This is a genomic window from Amycolatopsis sp. NBRC 101858, assembly GCF_030269325.1.
Classification (GTDB): Bacteria; Actinomycetota; Actinomycetes; order Mycobacteriales; family Pseudonocardiaceae; genus Amycolatopsis; species Amycolatopsis ponsaeliensis.
Genome location: NZ_BSTD01000001.1, coordinates 1,004,304 through 1,023,578 on the forward strand (window position 1 = coordinate 1,004,304; position 19,275 = coordinate 1,023,578).

Annotated in this window: 16 protein-coding genes; 3 read left to right on the top strand and 13 right to left on the bottom strand. The window is 72.9% G+C overall.

Going from position 1 to position 19,275, the window contains the following annotated elements; genetic code table 11:
• Nucleotides 1–225: 225 nt before the first annotated feature.
• Nucleotides 226–1,752, bottom strand: a complete 1,527-nt coding sequence (locus QSK39_RS04770; protein WP_285476432.1) for an amino acid permease — start codon at nucleotides 1,750–1,752, stop codon at nucleotides 226–228.
• A gap of 86 nt (nucleotides 1,753–1,838) precedes the next feature.
• A complete protein-coding gene (locus QSK39_RS04775; protein ID WP_285476433.1) occupies nucleotides 1,839–2,756 on the bottom strand; it encodes a cation diffusion facilitator family transporter in 918 nt (305 codons plus the stop codon).
• A 168-nt stretch (nucleotides 2,757–2,924) separates the two neighbouring features.
• On the opposite strand from QSK39_RS04775, the gene QSK39_RS04780 reads away from it, so the two are divergent.
• Nucleotides 2,925–5,837 (top strand): AfsR/SARP family transcriptional regulator, encoded by a 2,913-nt coding sequence (locus tag QSK39_RS04780; protein WP_285476434.1) that lies wholly within the window; start codon nucleotides 2,925–2,927, stop codon nucleotides 5,835–5,837.
• 678 nt (nucleotides 5,838–6,515) lie between these two features.
• Here the strand turns inward: QSK39_RS04780 and QSK39_RS04785 are convergent.
• From QSK39_RS04785 to QSK39_RS04810, 6 genes are all read right to left on the bottom strand, one after another.
• A complete protein-coding gene (locus QSK39_RS04785; protein ID WP_285476435.1) occupies nucleotides 6,516–7,067 on the bottom strand; it encodes a hypothetical protein in 552 nt (183 codons plus the stop codon).
• Between the two features lie 99 nt (nucleotides 7,068–7,166).
• On the bottom strand, nucleotides 7,167–8,396 hold the full coding sequence (gene manA / locus QSK39_RS04790; RefSeq protein WP_285477928.1) for a mannose-6-phosphate isomerase, class I: 1,230 nt from the start codon (nucleotides 8,394–8,396) through the stop codon (nucleotides 7,167–7,169).
• A gap of 54 nt (nucleotides 8,397–8,450) precedes the next feature.
• Nucleotides 8,451–9,545 (bottom strand): serine/threonine-protein kinase, encoded by a 1,095-nt coding sequence (locus QSK39_RS04795; protein WP_285476436.1) that lies wholly within the window; start codon nucleotides 9,543–9,545, stop codon nucleotides 8,451–8,453.
• Nucleotides 9,529–9,750: a Trm112 family protein gene (locus tag QSK39_RS04800; RefSeq protein WP_285476437.1), complete on the bottom strand. Its 222-nt coding sequence runs from the start codon at nucleotides 9,748–9,750 to the stop codon at nucleotides 9,529–9,531. Before QSK39_RS04800 ends, QSK39_RS04795 begins: the two co-directional genes overlap by 17 nt.
• Nucleotides 9,751–9,834: 84 nt before the next feature.
• Entirely contained in the window at nucleotides 9,835–11,190 is a 1,356-nt protein-coding gene (locus tag QSK39_RS04805; RefSeq protein ID WP_285476438.1) for a phosphomannomutase/phosphoglucomutase, read from the bottom strand.
• Between the two features lie 80 nt (nucleotides 11,191–11,270).
• Nucleotides 11,271–11,624: a DUF3499 domain-containing protein gene (locus tag QSK39_RS04810; protein WP_026468546.1), complete on the bottom strand. Its 354-nt coding sequence runs from the start codon at nucleotides 11,622–11,624 to the stop codon at nucleotides 11,271–11,273.
• A 79-nt stretch (nucleotides 11,625–11,703) separates the two neighbouring features.
• On the opposite strand from QSK39_RS04810, the gene QSK39_RS04815 reads away from it, so the two are divergent.
• Entirely contained in the window at nucleotides 11,704–12,168 is a 465-nt protein-coding gene (locus QSK39_RS04815) for a metallopeptidase family protein (RefSeq protein WP_285476439.1), read from the top strand.
• A gap of 316 nt (nucleotides 12,169–12,484) precedes the next feature.
• On the opposite strand, the gene QSK39_RS04820 is transcribed toward QSK39_RS04815, so the two are convergent.
• Nucleotides 12,485–15,760, bottom strand: coding sequence for a glycosyltransferase family 2 protein (locus QSK39_RS04820; RefSeq protein ID WP_285476440.1), 3,276 nt, complete (start codon nucleotides 15,758–15,760; stop codon nucleotides 12,485–12,487).
• 134 nt (nucleotides 15,761–15,894) lie between these two features.
• Entirely contained in the window at nucleotides 15,895–16,182 is a 288-nt protein-coding gene (locus QSK39_RS04825) for a WhiB family transcriptional regulator (RefSeq protein ID WP_230862597.1), read from the bottom strand.
• A 261-nt stretch (nucleotides 16,183–16,443) separates the two neighbouring features.
• Here QSK39_RS04825 and QSK39_RS04830 point away from each other — a divergent pair, with 261 nt between their 5' ends.
• The gene (locus QSK39_RS04830) at nucleotides 16,444–17,205 is read left to right on the top strand and encodes a site-2 protease family protein (RefSeq protein ID WP_285477929.1); all 762 of its coding nucleotides are present in this window, start codon (nucleotides 16,444–16,446) and stop codon (nucleotides 17,203–17,205) included.
• Nucleotides 17,206–17,233: 28 nt separating this feature from the next.
• Here the strand turns inward: QSK39_RS04830 and QSK39_RS04835 are convergent, their stop codons facing one another.
• Genes QSK39_RS04835 through mshB form a run of 3 tightly spaced genes read right to left on the bottom strand, consistent with a single transcriptional unit; the run spans nucleotide 17,234 to nucleotide 19,240 of the window.
• Nucleotides 17,234–18,013, bottom strand: coding sequence for a hypothetical protein (locus QSK39_RS04835; RefSeq protein WP_285476441.1), 780 nt, complete (start codon nucleotides 18,011–18,013; stop codon nucleotides 17,234–17,236).
• Nucleotides 18,006–18,401, bottom strand: a complete 396-nt coding sequence (locus tag QSK39_RS04840) for a hypothetical protein (RefSeq protein WP_285476442.1) — start codon at nucleotides 18,399–18,401, stop codon at nucleotides 18,006–18,008. Before QSK39_RS04840 ends, QSK39_RS04835 begins: the two co-directional genes overlap by 8 nt.
• On the bottom strand, nucleotides 18,398–19,240 hold the full coding sequence (gene mshB / locus QSK39_RS04845) for an N-acetyl-1-D-myo-inositol-2-amino-2-deoxy-alpha-D-glucopyranoside deacetylase (protein WP_285476443.1): 843 nt from the start codon (nucleotides 19,238–19,240) through the stop codon (nucleotides 18,398–18,400). The genes QSK39_RS04840 and mshB overlap by 4 nt, the downstream gene beginning before the upstream one ends.
• Nucleotides 19,241–19,275 lie beyond the last annotated feature (35 nt).

The window sequence follows — 19,275 nt, forward strand, 5'->3', positions numbered from 1 at the left end:
CGAAATCTGGGGTCGCGAAGCCACCGAGCGTGCGAATCACGCTGCTGTAATTCACCCGTCAGTGGCACGCGAAGGATCGAAAGGTATCGCACGTCACTCGACTGGCTACACCGGGTCCCCTTTTAGGCACGAAACGCAAGATCGTCCGATGTGAAGTTCCGCGAAAAAGCCCCGCCGACCTGCGCGAACGCGGATCGGCGGGGCTTCACGAACGGGTGGGTGACGCTAGGCCTCCGGAGCCTTGACGGATTCGTCGAGCCCGTCGGCCTGGCGCTTGCCGAGCAGCGAGTGCCGCCGGCTGTAGCCGAAGTAGATCAGCACGCCGACGATCATCCAGGCGACGAACCGCAGCCACGTCAGCACGGTCAGGTTCAGCATCAGCCACAGGCAGGCCAGGATCGCCAGGATCGGGATCAGCGGCACCAGCGGCACCTTGAACGCGCGGGGCAGGTCGGGCCGCGTCTTGCGCAGCACCAGGACGCCCGCCGAGACCAGCACGAACGCGAAGAGCGTGCCGACGTTGACCATCTCTTCGAGCTTGTCGGCCGGGAAGAACGTCGCCGCGAGGGCGACCAGGCCGCCGACGATGAGCGTGGCGCGCTTGGGCGTCCCGTGCTCGCCGGTCTTCGCCAGGCTGCGCGGCATGAGGCCGTCGCGGGACATGGCGTAGATGATCCGGACCTGGCCGAGCATCAGCACCATGACGACGGTGGTCAGGCCGGCCAGCGCGCCGAAGGAGATGAGGTTGGCCGCCCAGTCGACGCCGTTGGCGGAGAACGCCGTGGCGAGCGTCTTGTGGCTGCCGTCGCCGGCCGAAGTGGCCAGGTCCTTGTAGGACGTCATGCCGACGACCACGAGCGAGACCGCGACGTACAGCACGGTGACGATGATCAGCGAGCCGAAGATGCCGCGCGGCACCGACTTCTGCGGGTTCTTCGTCTCCTCGGCGGTGGTCGCCACGATGTCGAAGCCGATGAACGCGAAGAACACCAGCGAGGCACCGGCCAGCAGGCCGAAGACGCCGTACGAGCTGCTCGCACCACCCGCGATCAGCGAGAAGAGCGACTGGTCGACACCGGTCTCACCAGAGCCGCCGGTCGAGCCCGGCGGGATGTACGGCGAGTAGTTGGCGCCCTTGATGTAGAAGATGCCCAGGATGATCACGAACAGCACGACGGCGACCTTGATGCCGGTGATCACCATCGAGACCCGCGAAGACAGCTTGGTGCCGACGGCCAGCAGCGTCGTCAGGATCGCCACGACGACCAGCGCGCCCCAGTCGACCGTGACGCCGCCGATGTCGAACGTCGTTTTGGCGCCCTTGCCGAAGAGGTAGCCGAGCACCGTCTCGAGGTAGACCGACCAGCCCTTGGACACCGCGGCCGCGCCGACGGCGAGCTCGAGGATCAGGTCCCAGCCGATGATCCACGCCATGAACTCGCCGAACGTGGCGTAGGAGAACGTGTAAGCGCTTCCCGCGACCGGCACGGTCGAGGCGAACTCGGCGTAGCAGAGCGCCGCCAGCGCGCAGGCGATCGCGGCGAAGACGAACGCGAGTGAGACCGACGGACCGGCGTAGTCACCGGCAGCGCGCGCGGTGAGCGTGAAGATGCCGGCGCCGATGACGACCGCGACACCGAACACCGTGAGGTCCCACGCGCTCAGGTTCCGCCGGAGCTTGGTATCCGGCTCATCGGTGTCCGAAATAGACTGTTCGATCGATTTAGTGCGCCACAATCCCGTTCCGGGCACCGTTGACCTCCTGCCGCTGGCCTGCGTGTATCGCGGTAGGTCACCCTATCGGGTCAGACGCGTGACGGCTCGCCGAACGGCTGGGCCTACTTCGCGAGGCTGCGGTCGAGGTCCGGTTCGAGGTAGATCAGCCGTGCGACGGGCACCTTGGCGCGGACGCGCGCCTCGGCGTCGTCGATGGCCGAGGCCAGTTCGGCGGTGTCGAGGCCGGGGACCATCGCCAGCTTCGCCGCGACGAGCAGCTCGTCCGGGCCCATGTACTGGGTGCGGATGTGGATGACCCGCTCGACCTTGCCCGCGGCGAGCTCGTCGACGATGGTCGCGAGCATCGGCTCGGTGGCGCCTTCGCCGATGAGCAGGCTCTTCATCTCGATGATCAGGATGATCGCGATGACGCCGAGCAGCACGCCGATCGCGAGGGTGCCGACGCCGTCCCAGACGGGGTTGCCGGTGACGACGGACAACCCGACGCCGAGCAGCGCCAGGACCAGGCCGAGCAGCGCGCCGGCGTCCTCGAGGAGGACGACGGGGAGCTCGGGCTCCTTGGCCTGGCGGATGAAGCCCCACCAGGTGGCGTCGCCCTTGATCTTCTTCGATTCGCCGATGGCGGTGTAGAAGCTGTAGCCCTCCAGGCCGACGGCGACGAGCAGGATGATCACGGCGACGATCGGCGAGTCCAGCGGTTCGGGGTGGCCGACCTTGTGGACGCCTTCGTAGATCGCGAAGGCGGAGCCGAGGCTGAAGAGCATCAGGGCGACGATGAAGGAGTAGAAGTACCGGTCGCGGCCGTAGCCGAAGGGGTGCTCCTGGTCGGCCGCCCGCTTCGACGTCTTCTGGCCGAGCAGCAGCAGGCCCTGGTTCGTGGTGTCGGCCAGCGAGTGCACGGACTCGGCCAGCATGGACGACGACCCGGTGACGAGGAAGCCGACGAACTTCGCGGCCGCGATCCCGGCGTTCGCCCCGAGCGCGGCGATGATCGCCTTGGTTCCGCCTCCAGCTGACACGACCGCTCCCCTGGTTGGTCCTGAATGTCCGGGTGGAGCCTAATAGGGCGGCGAGCCCGCGACGGTCCCCGCCCGGGCTAACCGGCCTCCGACTTCCCCGGCCGCCGGTTTCTGTCGTACTCCTCCGCTACCGTGACTCTCCCTGCTCACCAGCCTGGGGAAGGTGACATGGCGTCCTTCGCCGTCCTCGGTCCGCTCGCGATCGAAAGCCCGCCGGGGCACTGGGTCGCGCTGCGCGGCGATCGGCAGCGCACCCTGCTGGCCGTGCTGCTGCTCAACGCCAACCAGCACGTCCACGTCGACGTGCTGGTCGAAGCGCTGTGGCCGGAGCGGCCGCCGAAGTCCTACGCCTCGAACCTGCACACCTACCTCTCGCGGCTGCGCGAGAAGATCGACGGCCTGCGCGTCGAGCACGGGCCGCTCGGCTACCGGCTGCGCGTCGAGCCGGCCGAGCTCGACCTGCTCGTCTTCCGGACGGCCGTCGCCGACGGGCAGCGGGCCGGGGACGCCCTCGCCGCGTCGGGGCACTACCGGCGGGCGCTCGCCCAGTGGCGGGGACCGGTGCTGGCCGGGCTGCACGTCCCGCCGCTCGACGCCGACGTCGCGCGCCTGGAGTCCGAACGGCTCGCCGTGTTCGAGGACTGCGTGGACGCCGAGCTCACCGCCGGCCGCCACGGCGAACTGACCGGCGAGCTGCAGGCCATGATCACCGAGCACCCGCTGCGGGAACGGCTGGCCGCGCAGCTGATGATCGCGCTGCACCGGGCCGGGCGCCAAGGCGACTCCCTGGAGATCTACCGGCGGCTGCGGACCACGCTGGTCGAAGAGCTCGGCGTCGAACCGGGCGCCGAGGTGCGTCGCGTGCACGCCGCCGTCCTGCGCGGCGAGGACCCGGTCCCGCGCATGCCGCCGCCCGTCTGGCCGGTATGCCAGCTGCCGCCGGACATCGCGGACTTCACCGGCCGCGACGCCGAGCTCACCGAGCTGACCGCCGTGCTGGGCAGCGGCGCCGGCGTCCCGGTCGCCGTGCTCAGCGGCGAACCCGGCGCGGGCAAGAGCACCTTGGCCGTGCGCGCGGCCCACCGGCTGCGGGCGCGGTTCCCGGACGGCCAGCTGTACGTCCCGCTGGGCGGGCGCGAAATCGGCGAGGTGCTGGCCGACCTGCTGCGCGCGCTCGGCGTGCCCGGCCCGGCGGTCCCGGACGACGTCCGCGCCCGCACTGCGGTGTTCCGCGGCCGGCTGACCGACCGTCGGGTGCTGGTGGTCCTCGACGACGCCGGCGACCCCGAGCACGTCCGCGCCCTGCTGCCGGGCACGCCGGGCTGCGCGGTGCTCGTGACGAGCCGGCAGCGCCTGAGCGGGCTGGCCGGCGCGCACCGGCTGTCCCTCGGTCCGCTGTCCGACGCCGAAGCCACCGAGCTGCTCAACCGGCTCGCCGGGGCGCGGGTGGCCCGCGAGCGCGCCGACGCCGGCCGGATCATCGCGGCGTGCGCGCGGCTGCCGCTGGCGCTGCGGATCGCCGGCAGCCGGCTCGCCATCCGCCCGCACCTGCGGCTCGGCGAGCTGGCCGACCGCCTGGAGGACGAGGTCCGCCGGCTCGACGAGCTGACCGTGAGCGATCTGGCCGTCCGGAGCAGCATCGCGCTGAGCCACGAAGGCCTGCGGCCCCCGGCGCGGCGCGCGTTCCGGCTGCTCGGGCGGTGCCGGCTCGTCGACCTGCCGGCGTGGGCGGTCACGACGCTCATCGGCGCGCCGGACGCGGACGAGGCGGTCGAAGAGCTCGTCGAAGCCAGCCTGCTGGAGGCCCGCGAACCGGACGCGACCGGCGAGGGCCGCTACCGGATGCACGACCTCGTCCGGCTGTACGCGGCGGAGGGGCCACCGGTCGAAGGCGGTGCGGCGACGGTGCTCGCGGCGACGCTCGCGCTCGCCGACGCGGCGGCGGCCCGCCTGCCGCGCACGGTGCCGATGCCGGCGATGGCCCACGAGCCGTTCCCGCAGCCGTTGCCGGACGCCCTGGTCGAGCGGCTGCTGGAGCGTCCGGAGGAGTGGTTCGCGGCCGAGCGCGTGAATCTCGTGCGGCTCATCGGGTCGCTGGGTGCGCGGAAGGCGTTGCTGCTGCTGGACAAGCTGAGCGTGTACCTGTACCTGCACGGGCACTACGCCGACATGCGCGCGGCGTACGAAACGGTCCTGGCGGCGACGGAGGACCGCCCGTCGGCGGCGATCGCCGAGGCGAACCTGGCGCTGCTGCGGCACGCGCGCGGGCAGTACGAGGAGGCCGCGGCGGCGTACCGCGAGTGCGCGAAGGAGCTGGAGGCCCACGGCGACCACCGCACGCACGCGTGGGTTTCGGCGAACCTGGCGCACTGCCTGATCGGGCTGGGCCGCGCCGAGGAGGCGTTGCAGACCGCACGCTCACTGTCCACTTGGGACGACCACTTTCTGGTCCGGGAAGCGGAGTCGGCGGCTCTGCTGCGGCTGGGCCGGGTGGCGGAGGCCCGCGAGGTAGACCTGCTGGCGCTGGCTTCGGCCCGCTCTTCGGGCGACCCGCGCCGCATCGGCACGGCACTGCACGGGTTCGCGTGGTCATCCCTGCTGACGGGCGACGACACGGAGGCGGCGACGGCGATCGCGGAGTCGGTGGAGCTGCTCCGCGGCACGGTGGCGCGTTCGGCACTGGCGAAGTCGTTGCGAACATCGGGCGCGATCGCGGCGGCAACGGGGTCGCGCGACCGAGCGACGGCGGCGTTCGAGGAGGCCCGCGCCCTGGCCCGAGACTTGGACGAGCGGCCCCGCGAGCTGTCGTGCACCAGGGCGATAGCGGCGAGCTGGATCGGCGAAGGCCGCGCGGCCCAGGCGATCCCGGTGCTCCGGGCGTGCTTGGACGAGTTCCGCGAGATGGGCGGCAAACCGGCAACGGGCTTGACGTGGCTGGTGCTGAGCCGGGCCTGCGAAGAGGCGGGAGAGGAGGAGGCGGCCGCGGAGGCAGCGGCCGAGGCGGAGGGCTTGGCCGACCCACGCGACGCAAGCGCAGCCGCCTTGCGACGGGCACTGCTGGCGTTGACGGAGCCGGCCTGACGACGGATGCCGACCCGGTCGCCTTCGCGCTGGGTAGTTGCGTTCGCCGGGCCCACCTCCGGGCCGGCTGGGCCGACCTCACGCCGACTCCGCCCGACAACCGGCACCGGCCAGCCTCCCCCAGTGAGCCCCCTCGCCTCACCCGGCAACCGGCGCTCGGCCACCCCGCCTTGCACGAATGCCCCCTCATCCGGCGAAGCCGAACGAGGCCAGCCCGGCCACCCCTGCCGGACCTCGGCTTTCGCGCAGCCCCGAACCGCGCCCGGCTTGCTCACTCGCGCGGTACCGGCCCAGCCGCCCCTCCGGAGAGCGGGACTTGCGCTCGCCGAGCCCACCTCCCGCCGACTCCGCCCACCGGCCGGCCTCCCCCAATGAGCCCCCTCGCCTCACCCGGCAACCGGCGCTCGGCCACCCCCGCCCTGCGCGAACGCCCCTCATCCGGCGAAGCCGAACAAGGTCAGCCCGGCCGCCCCCGCTCAACCTCGGCTTCGCACGGCCCCGAACCGCACTCGGCTTGCGCGGCACCGGCCCCTCCGGTGAGCGCCCCTCGCCCTCACCGAACCCCCGCCGTAACCCCGCACTGGAACAAACAGGGTGGTGCCGCCCCCTCACGGCACCACCCCAGCCCACAGACGCCGGGCGAACCAAAATCCGGCCGGCGCCACCCCCAGGGAGCTGTTACCGACCCTTGCGCGCCCGGGCGTACCGGTTGATCGCCGGCAACCACGCCAGCGCCACGACCACCAGACCCGTCGCGAGCGTCAGCCAAGCGATCCCGCGGATCGCTGCCGTTCCGCCCTCGATGTCCGTTGCCAGCCTCAGCGCCACGGCCGCGTTCGCCAGCGCCGCCAACGTCACCAGCACCCGGACCCACACCGCGCCGCGCAGGGCCAGCAACCCCCACAACACCAGCACCGCGCCGAAGAACACCGCCATCGCTCCGCGTACCTGGAGCGTGCTCTGCACCTCGTCCAGGGCCGCCTCCAGCAGCGCGCCGCCGTCGGCCTTCACCGAGTCCGCCGAAGCGCCGGTGATCGCCGCGATCGTCTGCGCCGCCACGTCCAGCGCCATGTCGCGGCCGCCGACGAAGTACAGCACCCCGTCGACGATCGCGGCCAGCGCCGACACCACGGCCACCCCCACGAGCGCCAGCAGCGCTCCGGGGCGGGACGGCGCCGCGACCGGGGCAGGCTGGGGAAGCCCGGTCGCGGCATCGGGATAGGAAGTCACAAGCTCGTTCTCCTCGAAAATCGACACGATGGGGCGTAACAACCACCCCTACGAGCGATAGTGGAGAAGAGCACCACACGGAACGCACACAGAAGTGCGTCAGTCGTCGCAGGTTCCCGCCGTCGCGCGGAACAGCTGGGCCCGCGCCCCGTCCAGCGGACGCACGCGCACCGGCGGGTCCGCCGCCGGCAGCCACACCGACTGACCCCGGCGCAGCTCGACCTTCTCGCCGTCGTCGGCCGTCACGAGCAGGTCGCCTGCCGTGCACAGCAGGATCTGCGGGCCCACGCTGTCGACCGAGATCTCGTCGTCCTCGCCCGGCGCCCACTCGACGCGCGACAGCTCGAACTCCGGCGCGTCCGTGCGGTACACCGCGAGGCGGTCGCCGCCGTCGCCGCACTGGACCGGCATCTCGCCGCACGCGAAGTCGACCACGCGCAGCAGCTCCGGGACGTCCACGTGCTTCGGCGTCAGGCCGCAGCGCAGGATGTTGTCCGAGTTCGCCAGGATCTCCACGGCGGTGCCGTGCAGGTACAGGTGCAGGTTGCCGGCGGGCAGGTAGATCGCCTCGCCCGCGCGCAGCGTCAGCCGGTTCAGCAGCAACGCCGCCAGCACGCCCGCGTCCCGCGGGTGCGTCTCCCCGAGCTCGAGGATCGTCCGGCACTCGACCGCGAACTCGCCGTGCTCCTGGACGTGCTTGACGCACGAGTCGAGCACCTCCGGCAGCAACGAGTCGAGCGACGACTGCGGCAGCGTGATCCACGTCGTGAACAGCGCCCGCAGCCCGGACGGGTCCGGCTGCGCCTCGAGCAGCCCGGTGTACTTCGCCAGCCCGGGCGTCTCGATCGCCTTCAGCAGCTTCACCGTGCGCTCGGGCTCGCGGAACCCGGCCAGCGCGTGGAACTCCGTCAGCGCGCAGACGAGCTCCGGTTTCGCCGTCGGGTCCGGGTAGTTGCGGTTCGACGCGTCCCGCGGGATGCCCAGCCGCTCCTCGCGGGCGTGGCCCTCCGCGGCCTGCGCCGCCGACGGGTGCGCCTGCATCGACAGCGGCTCCTCCGCGGCGAGGATCTTCAGCAGGAACGGCAGCCGCCCGCCCCAGCGCTTCGCGCACCGCTCGCCGAGCTGCCGCACCGGGTCGGCGTCGACCAGCTCGAGCAGGCTCCGCTCGGTCCCGTCGGGGCCGATGACGTGTGACGGGTCGCCCGGGTGGGCACCCATCCACAGTTCGGCCTCGGGGTGCGGCGCGGGTACCGGACGGCCCAGCAGCTCGGGGATCGCCGTCCGCGATCCCCAGGCGTAGGGCCGCACCGCGTTGCGCAGCAGCTCCACTGTCACCTCAACTCCACTCCTTCGGCGCCGGCCGGGGCCGGTGCTCGGCGGCTCTCAGGCCGTCACGGGCTCGAAGCGGCCCGCGCCGCCGATGCTGCCCGCCGCCAGCCCGAGATAGACCGCCGCCAGTTCGAACCGCAGTGCCAGCACCGCGGCCCGTACGATTTCGTCCGCCTCGATCTCCTCGGCCGGGGCGATGACGTCCGCACCGGGCAGCAGATCCTCGACTTGGTAGCGCGCCGCGTCCGTGGCCGGACCGGTTCGCACCGAGAGGAGCAGCACCCGGGTCGGGATGTCACCTGATGGATCGTCCGGATCGGCGAAGATGTCACGCTCCGCGCCACTTGATTGCGCTGCCCGCCGCAACGCGGGGCGCGCCAGTGCCTGACGATAGTCCTCGACGTCGCACACAGTAGCCGCATGGGCGGCGAACGCGTGCGCAGCGTGTTCGCCGACGGCCACCGCGACCGGGTCCAGCCCCCACAGCAGCGGCACGCGGTCGGCGACGCGCAGGGCGAGCGCCTTGGCCGGGTTCGCGAACGAGTCCCGCGCCAGGTAGTCCTTTTCGGCCTCCAGGTCGAGCTGGTCGGCCAGCACCTGGACGTCGGCCACCAGCAGGCCCAGCGCGTTCGCGGTGAGCAGCCCGGCGGCCAGGCCGCGCGGGAACGCGAGCTCGGGCGGCACCGGGACGCGCGGCGCCAGCAGCACGCCCTTGCCCGCCACCGCGGCCGCGACCGGTCCTTCCGACGGCGCGGAGAGCACCACCGAAGCGCCGAAGCGCGCCGCACGTTCCAGCGACGCGGCGAGCTCGCGGTCGCCGGGGTCGTCGGTGTGCGCGAAGACGACGTCGAGCGCGCCGATCCAGCTCGGCACCACCTCGGCCACCACGACCGGCACCGGGCACGACGGCGCCAGCAGCGCCGCGAGCAGCCGGGTGAGCGTCCGGCTCACGCCCGGCCGGTCGATCAGCACGACGGCACGCGGACGGCCCACGTCGAGCCGGTCGGACAGCTCCAGCTCGGCGGCCATCTCGGCGGTCGCGCGCACCTGGGCACCGGCCATCGCGGCCGCCCGGAGGAGCCCCGCGCTGTCGGCCTCGGCCAGCCGCGCGGGGTCGTCGAGCAACGAGTCGTCAAGCACTGTCGGCATCGGAATTTCCGCTGTCGCCAGGAGTCTGGGCCTCGTCGAGGAGCAGCACCGGGATCCCGTCACGGACCGGGTACACCCGGCCGCACTCGGTGCACGTCAGTGCGTCGGCCTCGGGGTCGTCCGGTGCCCCGGGGCGCAGCGGGGCGTGATCGGGCGACGGGCACGCCAGGATCTCGAGGAGCTGGGCGTCGAGCGTGATGGCCATGGTTCCTCCATACCACGCGATGAGGTGTGGTGAAGGGCACCTTCCGGACACAGTTGGCCGCGGAAGCCCCTCCACGGGGACGGGTCAGCTGCGGATGATCGCGAGTACTTCGTCCACCAGCCCCTGCACGGCCTCGGCGTTCGCGGCCTCGACGTTCAGCCGGAGCAGCGGTTCGGTGTTCGAGGGGCGCAGGTTGAACCAGGCACCGCCCGGCAGCTGGACGGTCAGCCCGTCCAGCTCGTCGAGCTCGACGCCGGGGCGCACGCCGAAGTCGTCCTTGACGGCCATCATCTTCGCGACCTGGTCGTCGACGGTGGAGTTGATCTCACCGGAGGCCGCGTAGCGCGAGTACGCGCTGGTCAGGTCGGACAGCGGACCGTCCTGCTCGCCGAGGGCGGCGAGCACGTGCAGCGCCGCCAGCATGCCGGTGTCGGCGCGCCAGAAGTCGCGGAAGTAGTAGTGCGCGGAGTGCTCGCCGCCGAAGATGGCGCCGGTCTTGGCCATCTCGGCCTTGATGAACGAGTGCCCGACGCGGGTGCGGACCGGCTTGCCACCGTGCTCGGCGACGATCTCCGGCACGCCCTTGGACGTGATCAGGTTGTGGATGATCGTGCCGCCCGGGTCCTTGGCCAGCTCGCGGACGGCGACCAGCGCCGTGATCGCGCTCGGCGAAACCGGCTCGCCGCGCTCGTCGACGATGAAGCAGCGGTCGGCGTCGCCGTCGAAGGCCACGCCCGCGTCCGCACCGACCTCGCGCACCTTCGCCTGCAGGTCGACGATGTTCGCCGGGTCCAGCGGGTTGGCCTCGTGGTTCGGGAAGCTGCCGTCGAGCTCGAAGTACATCGGGACGACGTCGATCGGCAGCCCGTCGAAGACGGTGGGGACGGTGTGCCCGCCCATGCCGTTGCCGGCGTCGACCACGATCTTCAGCGGCCGGTTGGCGGACAGGTCGACGAGGTTGCGCAGGTAGGCGGCGTAGTCGGCGAGGACGTCCCGCTCCGACACGGTGCCGCGCTGGCCCTCGAACCCGGGCACGCCCTGCTCGACGGTGTCGCGGATCTCGGCGAGCCCGGTGTCCTGGCCGACCGGGGACGCGCCGGCGCGGCACATCTTGATGCCGTTGTACTTGGCCGGGTTGTGGCTCGCGGTGAACATCGCGCCCGGCAGGTTCAGCGAACCCGAGGCGAAGTAGAGCTGGTCGGTGCTGGCCAGCCCGATGCTCACGACGTCGAGACCCTGCGAGGTGACGCCCTCGGCGAAGGCCGCCGCCAGGCCCGGCGACGAGTCGCGCATGTCGTGCCCGATCACCACCGCGGGCGCCTCGGGCTTGATGAGCAGGGCGAACGCGGCGCCGAAGTCGCGGACGAGGTCCGCATCGAGCTGCTCGCCGACCACGCCGCGAATGTCGTAGGCCTTCACGATGCCCGAAAGGTCTGGCACGCCGTCTCCCCGCGATTAGTCGTCCCGGCGCCCGCTGCGCCGCGCGGAAAGCCTACCGGCGGGGGTGGTGGGTTACGCGTTCAGGCGCGACCGGGGAGGACACGCAGGTGCCCGCGGCGGCCGGAGGGGCCTTCCGGCTCGGGCGCGGGGGCCGGCTTGCCGGGGCGGCCGGCCTCGCGCACGGCCTCGGCCAGCGCCGTCAGCTCGTCGGCCGACGGGTCCGGAGCGGCGAAGGCGCCTTCGTGCCGGACGACTTCCCAGCCCTTGGGGACGGTCAGCCGCAGCGCATGGGCTTCGCAGAGGTCGTACGAGTGCGGCTCGGAAGCGGTGGCCAGGGGGCCGACGACGGCGGTCGAGTCACTGTAGGCATACGTCAGCGTGGCCACAGCCGGCTCGAGACAGCCGGTACGCGAACACTTCCGTACGCTCCGCACGATCCGAAACGATAGCGCGTCGCCGCAAGCTAGTAGGAGCGACACGCGCTGGGACGTGCCGACCGCATAGACTTCCGGGGTGGCGACGGCTCGTGACTTCCGACAGCGGCGGCGCTCGCGACGGGACCGGCACGGCCGGGGCCTGCGCGGGACGCTGTACCCGGCGACCCTGCCCGCCGCCGCGAGCCGCGCGGAGCGGTTCGACGCGCTGGTGCTCGACGCGCTCGAGCCGATCGAGGCGCGGTGGCGCCACGAGCTGACGAAGCTCGACGTCGCGGTGGACGACGTGCCCGAGGTCCGCGAGAACGGCCGGGCGCCCTCGGACGGCGTGCTGCACGACGGCGCGGTGCCGTTGTCCCGTCTTGTGCCGGCCGGAGTCGACCGGACGGGGCTGCCGACGCGGGCGCGGATCGTGCTGTACCGGCGGCCGCTCGAGGCGCGGGCGAAGGATCCGTCGGAGCTGGCCGATCTGGTGCACGACGTGCTGGTCGAGCAGGTGGCCGGGTACCTGGGCGTGGAGCCGGACGTCATCGAAGGCGAGTGACCTGCCGGACCGGGCCCTGCTCGTCGACGAAGCAGGCGGGCGCCGTTTCCGGGGCGGGAGCCCGTACAGCGGCCCGACGCGGGGCAGCACCCGCAAGCGCCCGCCTGCTCGCGGAGGCTCACGTTCAGCGCGCCCAGGCCCTCCACGGTCTCGACCGGCGCGAAGCCGGCCTCTTCACGCATCCGCACCACGTGCGCGCCGCGTTCGGGCAGCTCGGGCAGCGCGAAGCCGGCCGGGAGCGCGTTCCGCGCGGCCGCGGCGGGTCCGCCACGCGAACGCTTCGTCCAGGACGCGCGGACCCACTGGGCCGTGATCGTCACGGGCGGCGCCGGGCCGGGACCGCCGTCAGCAGCGTGAACAGCACCGCCGCCAGCTGGGCGAGCAGCAGCAGGTTCCGTTCCGTCCCCGGGAACTCGACCGTCACCTCGGACGACGTCGGCGGCACCGACACCGCCACCTGGTGCCCCCAGGCCGGCACGATCGGGACGCTCTTGCCGCCCACCGACGCCTTCCAGCCCGCTTCCTGCTCCGCCGCCAGCACCAGCAGCCGCCCGGTCGGGCCGTCCGAAACGCGCACCCGCACGTCCGGCAGGCCCGCCTGGACCGGGGCCACGCCCGGCGCGTTCCCGGGCGCGCCGCCGCCCGTCACCGCCGCCTTCGCCTGCTCCGGGGAGATCAAGATCACCTGGCCGGCCGGTGGGAGCAGCCGGAGCACGGCGCGGCCGTCGGACGTCGGCGCGGCCACCGACACCAGGTCCTTCGCCAGGGGCACGTACGCCTGCGGGTCGACGCCCGCCGGCAGCACCACGAACTGCACCCCGGAGGCGGCCGCGGCGGCGAACGCGCGCTGGACCGCCGCCGCGTCGCCCTGGCCGAGGTCGCGGCGCCACGCCGCCAGCCGGGCCGGGGTGCCGGGCGTCGGGGCCAGTTCGTCGTCGCCGTAGTGGGGCAGGCGGCCGCCGATCTGGCGGGTCGCGTCCGTCGCGAGGTCCAGGACCGACCGGCCGGACGCCGACACCTCCGCCGACACCTCGGGCGCGAGCGAAGGCCGTTCACCCGCGCGAAGCGGACCCTGGCCGCCGACGACCACCGCGCCGGCCGCCAGCGCGAGGAACACCACGACCCCGGCGACCGCGAACACCTTGGGCAGCCACGGCGACGGCACCCCGGCCGAACCACCGCGCTGCCACGAGCCGAGCACGACCCACAGCAACCCGGCGCCGACGATCAGCAGCGGCACGCCCGCGTAGCCGTGCGCGGGTGATCCACCCTGCATCGGCGTCGCCGTCACCAGCCGCACCAGCACCAGGCCGCCGGCCCCCAGCGCGGCCAGCGCGAGCCCGCCCGCCGCGAGCTTCGTCGGGCGGACGACGATCGCGATCAGGGCCGCCGCGATCACCGCGACGCCGATCGGCCACGCGCCCGGCCCGCCCGGGTCGAGCCCGGCCAGATCGGTGCCGGACACCACCGCGGCCGCGCCGCCGAGCCCCTGCACCAGCAGCTCCGGGTGCCGAAGCAGCACCGTCGGCCACGGCAGCAGCAACGCCAGCGGCAGCAGCACCACGATGCCGACCGACGCGATCCGCCGCGCCAGTCCGGTCGGCGCGGGCAGCACGACGAACCCGACCAGCAGCCCGGCGAGCGCGAGCCCGTGCGCCAGCGGGGAGAACGCGCCGAGCAGCGCGACCCCGAACGCCGAGAGCGCCGACACGTGCAGCCACCGCGTGTCCGCCCGGACCAGCAGCCCGGCGATGCCCGCCGCCACGAGCGGCAGCGCGAGGTGCACCACGACGACGTCGAGCCGGCCCTGCGCCACCCCGGCGGTCGCGGCGGGCAGCAGCGCGTAGGTCGCGGCGACGACCGCGCGGACCCAGCGGCGCACGCGCAGCCGCCGCGTCGCCGCGTACGCGCTCAGCGCGGCCAGCGGGATGTCGCCGAGGAGCAGGATCGCCACCAGCGCGGCCGGGCCGCCGATCGGGGCGAACACCGCGCCGAGCGTGCCGAGCACCGGCAGCGTCGCCGACGCGGGCGCGCCGGTGCCGCCGGCGATCGCGTGCCACGGCGTCAGGTACGACGACCAGAGTTCGCCGAGCCCGCCGACCGGCAGCAGCTTGCCGCCGAAGAGGTCGAGGCCGAGCCGGGCGCGGTTGACCACCAGGCCCAGCGCGGTCATCACGACGAGCAGCACCACCGGCGGCGCGAAGATCGTCGCCGCGAGCACGCGCCGCCGGTTCACCTCGACGAAGACGATCTCCGGTTCGGGCTCCTCGACGACGGTGACGTCGGTGTCTTCGAGGACCGGTTCCGGTGCCGCGGTTTCCGGCAGCGCGACGGCGACGAGCGTGCCCGGCTTGCGCAGCCCGTTCCCCCGCGAGCTGAGCCCGCGCAGGGCGCCCGCGGGCAGCGCGTCCGGCCCGACGGGACGGGTTTCACGCGCGTCGAGCGCCTCGGGCGTTACCCACGCCGACTCGGTTTCGACGGTTTCGGGCACGCGGCCGAGCGCGACGTCTTCCTCGACGCCGCGGCGGACCAGCCCGACGACGCCGGCTCGCACGGCGTTGCGCAAGCGCGTCCCGCGTCCGGTGAAGAGCCCGCGAACCGTGCCAGGCCGCGGATTCCGCCGCCGGCGGGCGCGGGCGGCGCGCAATCCGCCGCGTCCACTGAGGAGGTACGTCGCGGCGGAGAACTCGGCCCGCGCTTCGCCGGTGCGGCGCAGCAGGACGAAGGCCAGCGCGCGCAGCAGCGAGAGCAGCGGGAGCCGGATCATCCCCAGCCAGAAGGAAAACGGCGAGCAGTTCACGAGGAACACCCGCAGCCCGTGAGCGCGGTTCGCGGTCGCGAGCGGGGCGGCGACGGCGTCCGCCGCGCGCTGCCCGGTGGTGACGGCGCGCGCGTGGCGCACCCGCGCGGTCGGCACGGAGAGGACGAGCCCGCCGGCGGCGTTCGCCCGCCAGCCGAAGTCGAGATCCTCGCGCAGCAACGGGAAATCGGGGTCGAAGCCGCCGAGGTCGTCCCAGGCGTCGCGGCGGACGAGGGAGCCGGCGCTGGGCACGGCGAGCACCTCGGCCGGCTCTTCGCCGAGCGCGGCGATCTGCTGGCGGTGCCCGGAGGCGTCGGTCGACAGGCCGGCTTCGACGATCAGCCGCGGGTCGGTCCAGTCGAGGCCCAGCGAGCCGAGCACGGTCGCCGACGGGGTTTTGGTGGCGACGCGCAGGAGTTCGTCGAGGCAGTCGGGCTCGGGCGCGCAGTCGTCGTGCAGCAGCCACAGCCACGAACCGGGGTCGCCCCACCGCTCGGTGGCGTGCTCGACGGCTCCGGCGACCGCGGCGGCGAAGCCGGTATCACCTGAAAGTGTGATGACGCCCGAGAGCACGGGCACGGAGTCCGGGCCGGGATCTTCGGCGGCCTCGGCGAGCAGCCGCGGGGTCGCGTCGGTGGAACCGGTGTCCACGGCGAGCACGTGCCGGGGCCGGACAGTGCTGCGGCGCAACGAAGAAAGCGCCAGCGGCAGCCAGTTCTCGCCGTTGTGACAGACCACAATGGCCAGAACGGGCGCGGTGCGCAGGACGGGCGGCGCGGCGGTGCGGGGCAACGAACGCTCCAGATCAGGCGGCGGATCGGTGCGGCCACCCTACGGCCCCGGTCCGTCACCCGGTGGTGAACCCACGCCGAGCGTTCACCACGTGGAATCACCGGTGACGCCACGCATCACCGGTGAGACCCCCTCTAGACAGCGCGTTTCTTCAGCTTCCGGCGCTCCCGCTCGGACAGACCGCCCCAGATGCCGAAGCGCTCGTCCTTGGCCAGCGCGTACTCAAGGCACTCGTCCTTGACCTCGCAACCCAGGCAGATCCGCTTGGCTTCGCGGGTGGAACCGCCCTTCTCGGGGAAGAACGCCTCCGGGTCCGTCTGCGCGCACAGGGCGCGTTCCTGCCAATCCTGCTCTTCCTCGGTGGCATCGATGAGCTCGGTGAGATCTCCCAGAGCCTGCTCCGGGATCTCGCCCCAACCCATGACGTGCCCCCATTCCTTACCATCGGCTTCCAACCGCACGTCCGCCTCCTCGCTCCCTAGCACTCCCCAGGCTGGCGGTGGTGAAACGACACTCGCTGTCCCCTCGACAACGAATGACATCACTGTGATTACACCCGTGTAGTGCGGTCAGGTCAAGCGGAGTAGCGAGTTCGGGGGACGTTCGGGCCCGACCGCGCAAGGGGACACGCCGGTAACTTCACACCGGGCATACGGAAGACTGGAAGCGTGCAGAAGTCAGCAGTGCGTCCCAGCCCGGTCTTCCTCGGCATCCTCGCGCTCACCGTCGCCGGTGGCGTGATGGCCGCGTTCGGTGACATCAACACCGTTTTCGTCCGCGACCGCGACCCGCTGCTCATCGCCGGGGTCGTGATCTTCGTCGCCGCCGGCTGGGTGGCGTCGCTGTCGCTGCACGAGTTCGGCCACGCGATGGTCGCCTACCGCGGCGGTGACTACAGCGTCGCCCACAAGGGTTACCTGACGCTGGACGTGCGGAAGTACACCGACCCGGTCCTGTCGATCATCCTGCCGCTGATCTTCCTGATCATCGGCGGCATCCCGCTCCCGGGCGGCGCGGTCTGGATCAACCGCGGCGCGCTGCGGTCGCGCGGGACGTCGTCGTGGGTGTCGCTGGCCGGGCCGCTGAGCAACCTCGCGGTCGGCGCGGCGCTGGCCCTGGTCGTGTCGCTGGTCCCGATGGCGGGCGGCCTGGTGATCGCGATGTCCTACCTGGCGCTGCTCCAGATCGTGACGTTCCTGTTGAACATCCTCCCGATCCCGGGCCTCGACGGCTGGGGCGCGATCGAGCCGTACCTCCCGCCGCGGGCGCGCGAGCTCGGCGCCAAGGTGCGCCCCTGGGCGCCGATCATCCTGTTCGCGATCCTGTGGTTCTTCCGCCCGGCGAACGCGGCCCTGTGGAACGCCTCGTACGCGATCTTCGGTGCCTTCGGCGGCTACGTGGACGGTGCCCAGATCGGGTTCAGCGTGTTCCAGTTCTGGAACTGAGGTTTGCGCCGGGCACCGCGCGGGAAGATCAGGTGCGGTGCTCGGTCAGCCAGGCGTGTGCCCGCTTCCAGACTTCGCGCAGCCCCGACCGCTCGCCCAGGTAGTCCCCCGCCGCGCCGACGACCGGCAGCATGCCGAGGGCCCGGTGGAGGAGGTTGCCGCGCGGCCGCTTCTCCAGTTCCTCGGTGATCCCGAGGAGCCCGCGCCCGAGCCGCCACAGCGTGCCCGCCGCCGCCTTCACCGTCGCCTTGCCGTGCTTCTTCTCCGACGCCGTCAGCTCTTCGGTCAGCCTGGCGGCTTCCTCCGCCTCCGCCGCTTCGTCGTGCTCCGGGTGCCTGCCCGCCGCGAGGTCGGCGTCGATCTCCCGCTCGAACAGCACCGAGGCGATCAGCCGCACCCGCGTGCCCACGTCCGTCACGCCGTACTCGCCGGCGATCGCGCACAGCAGCAGCCCCTGCGACGCCGCCCCGAGCGTGTCCTGCACCGGCAGCCGGTCGGCCAGCGCGCCGCCCAGGCCCGGGATCGACGTCAGCAGCGCCGTGAACCGGCCGACGCGGTTCATCCACCAGCTCGACCGGTCGTAGCCCGTCATCCGCGCCCACGCGGCCGTGCCCGGCACCTTCACCGACGTCACGCCGTGGATCAGCTTCGCCTTCAGCCCGGACTCGACCTCGGCCAGGTCGTCGGCCGCGCGCGCCTGCAGGCCGAACGGGTCGGACTCCCGCAGCGCGTCGAGCATCGGCCCGCACGCCCGCACGAACGGCCGCAGCACCGCCACGACCTGCTTGTCGGAGATCGCCTCAGCCACGTCCCGGACTCCTTCCCGCGGCGGCGCGGCCCAGCCCGCCACCGAGCACCAGCGCACCCGGCAGCGCGCTCGCGCCGAGCAGCACCAGCGCGCGCCAGTCCTGGATCAGCACCAGGTCGCCGCCCGGGCCCAGCAGGCCGACGCCGAACACGACGACGACCCACACCACCAGGGGTACCCACGAAAGCCCGGGCCGCACCAGCTTCGCCGTGGTCGACACCAACCACGGCGTGGTGACGGCGCCGACGACGACCGTCACCGGCAGCGGCACGACGCCGATCCGCAGCGGCAGGAAGAACAGCTCCAGCACGGCCAGCAGCACCGTGTCGAAGGCGAGCAGCAGCAGGAACAGCCTCTGCTCCCAGGTCAGCGGCTCGGGCACCGTCACAGCCCGCCGAACAGGTCGTCCGCCGCGCCGCCGGCCGGGCCGTGGGCGAGGACGAAGGAGTCGTGCGCCGGGATCGGCTGGGCGACCTCGTTCGTCAGCGCGAAGTACGGGACGTCGCCGCCGACCACGGCCAGCTGCGTCGCGTGCGCACGCAAGGCCGCCAGCTTCGCCGGGACGTATGCGGCGACGTCGAGCTTCGTCGTGATCTCCTCGTCCGGCGTCACCGGCAGCTCGTCGTCGGGCGGCACGGGGTACTCGGGCTCGCCGGCCCGCAGCGCGGCCAGCCCGGTGCGCATCGCGTCACGCGACGTGACGGTGTGGAACACCCGCATCACCGACTCCGCGCTCGGGGCCGCGGCCATGGTGATCTCGTGGGCGCGGATGTGGTCGGGGTGCCCGTAGCCGCCGAAGGCGTCGTAGGTGACGACGACCTGGGGCCGCACCTCGTCGAGGATCTCCGCCAGCTGCCCGGCCTGCTCCTCGGCGCTCCCCCCGGTGAACGCGCGCGGGTGCGCGGCCGACGGCGTGCCCGCCATGCCCGAATCGCGCCACCGGCCGATCCCGCCCAGATAACGATGTCGTGACACCCCCAGCGCGGCGCACGCGGCCTTCAGCTCGGCGACGCGGTAGCCACCCAGCTGGTCGGCCGCCCAGGCGCCCAGCCCGGCCAGCTCGGGCAAGCCGGCCATGATCTCGCCCTCTTCACCGAGCGTGCAGGTCACGACGGTCACCTCGGCACCTTCGGCGGCGTATCGTGCGATCGTGGCGCCGGTGGTGATGCTCTCGTCGTCGGGATGGGCGTGGACGAGCAGCAGCCTGCGCGGTACCGGGGAGATCACGGGTTGAGCGTAATTCCCGTGCTCCGACCTTCGTC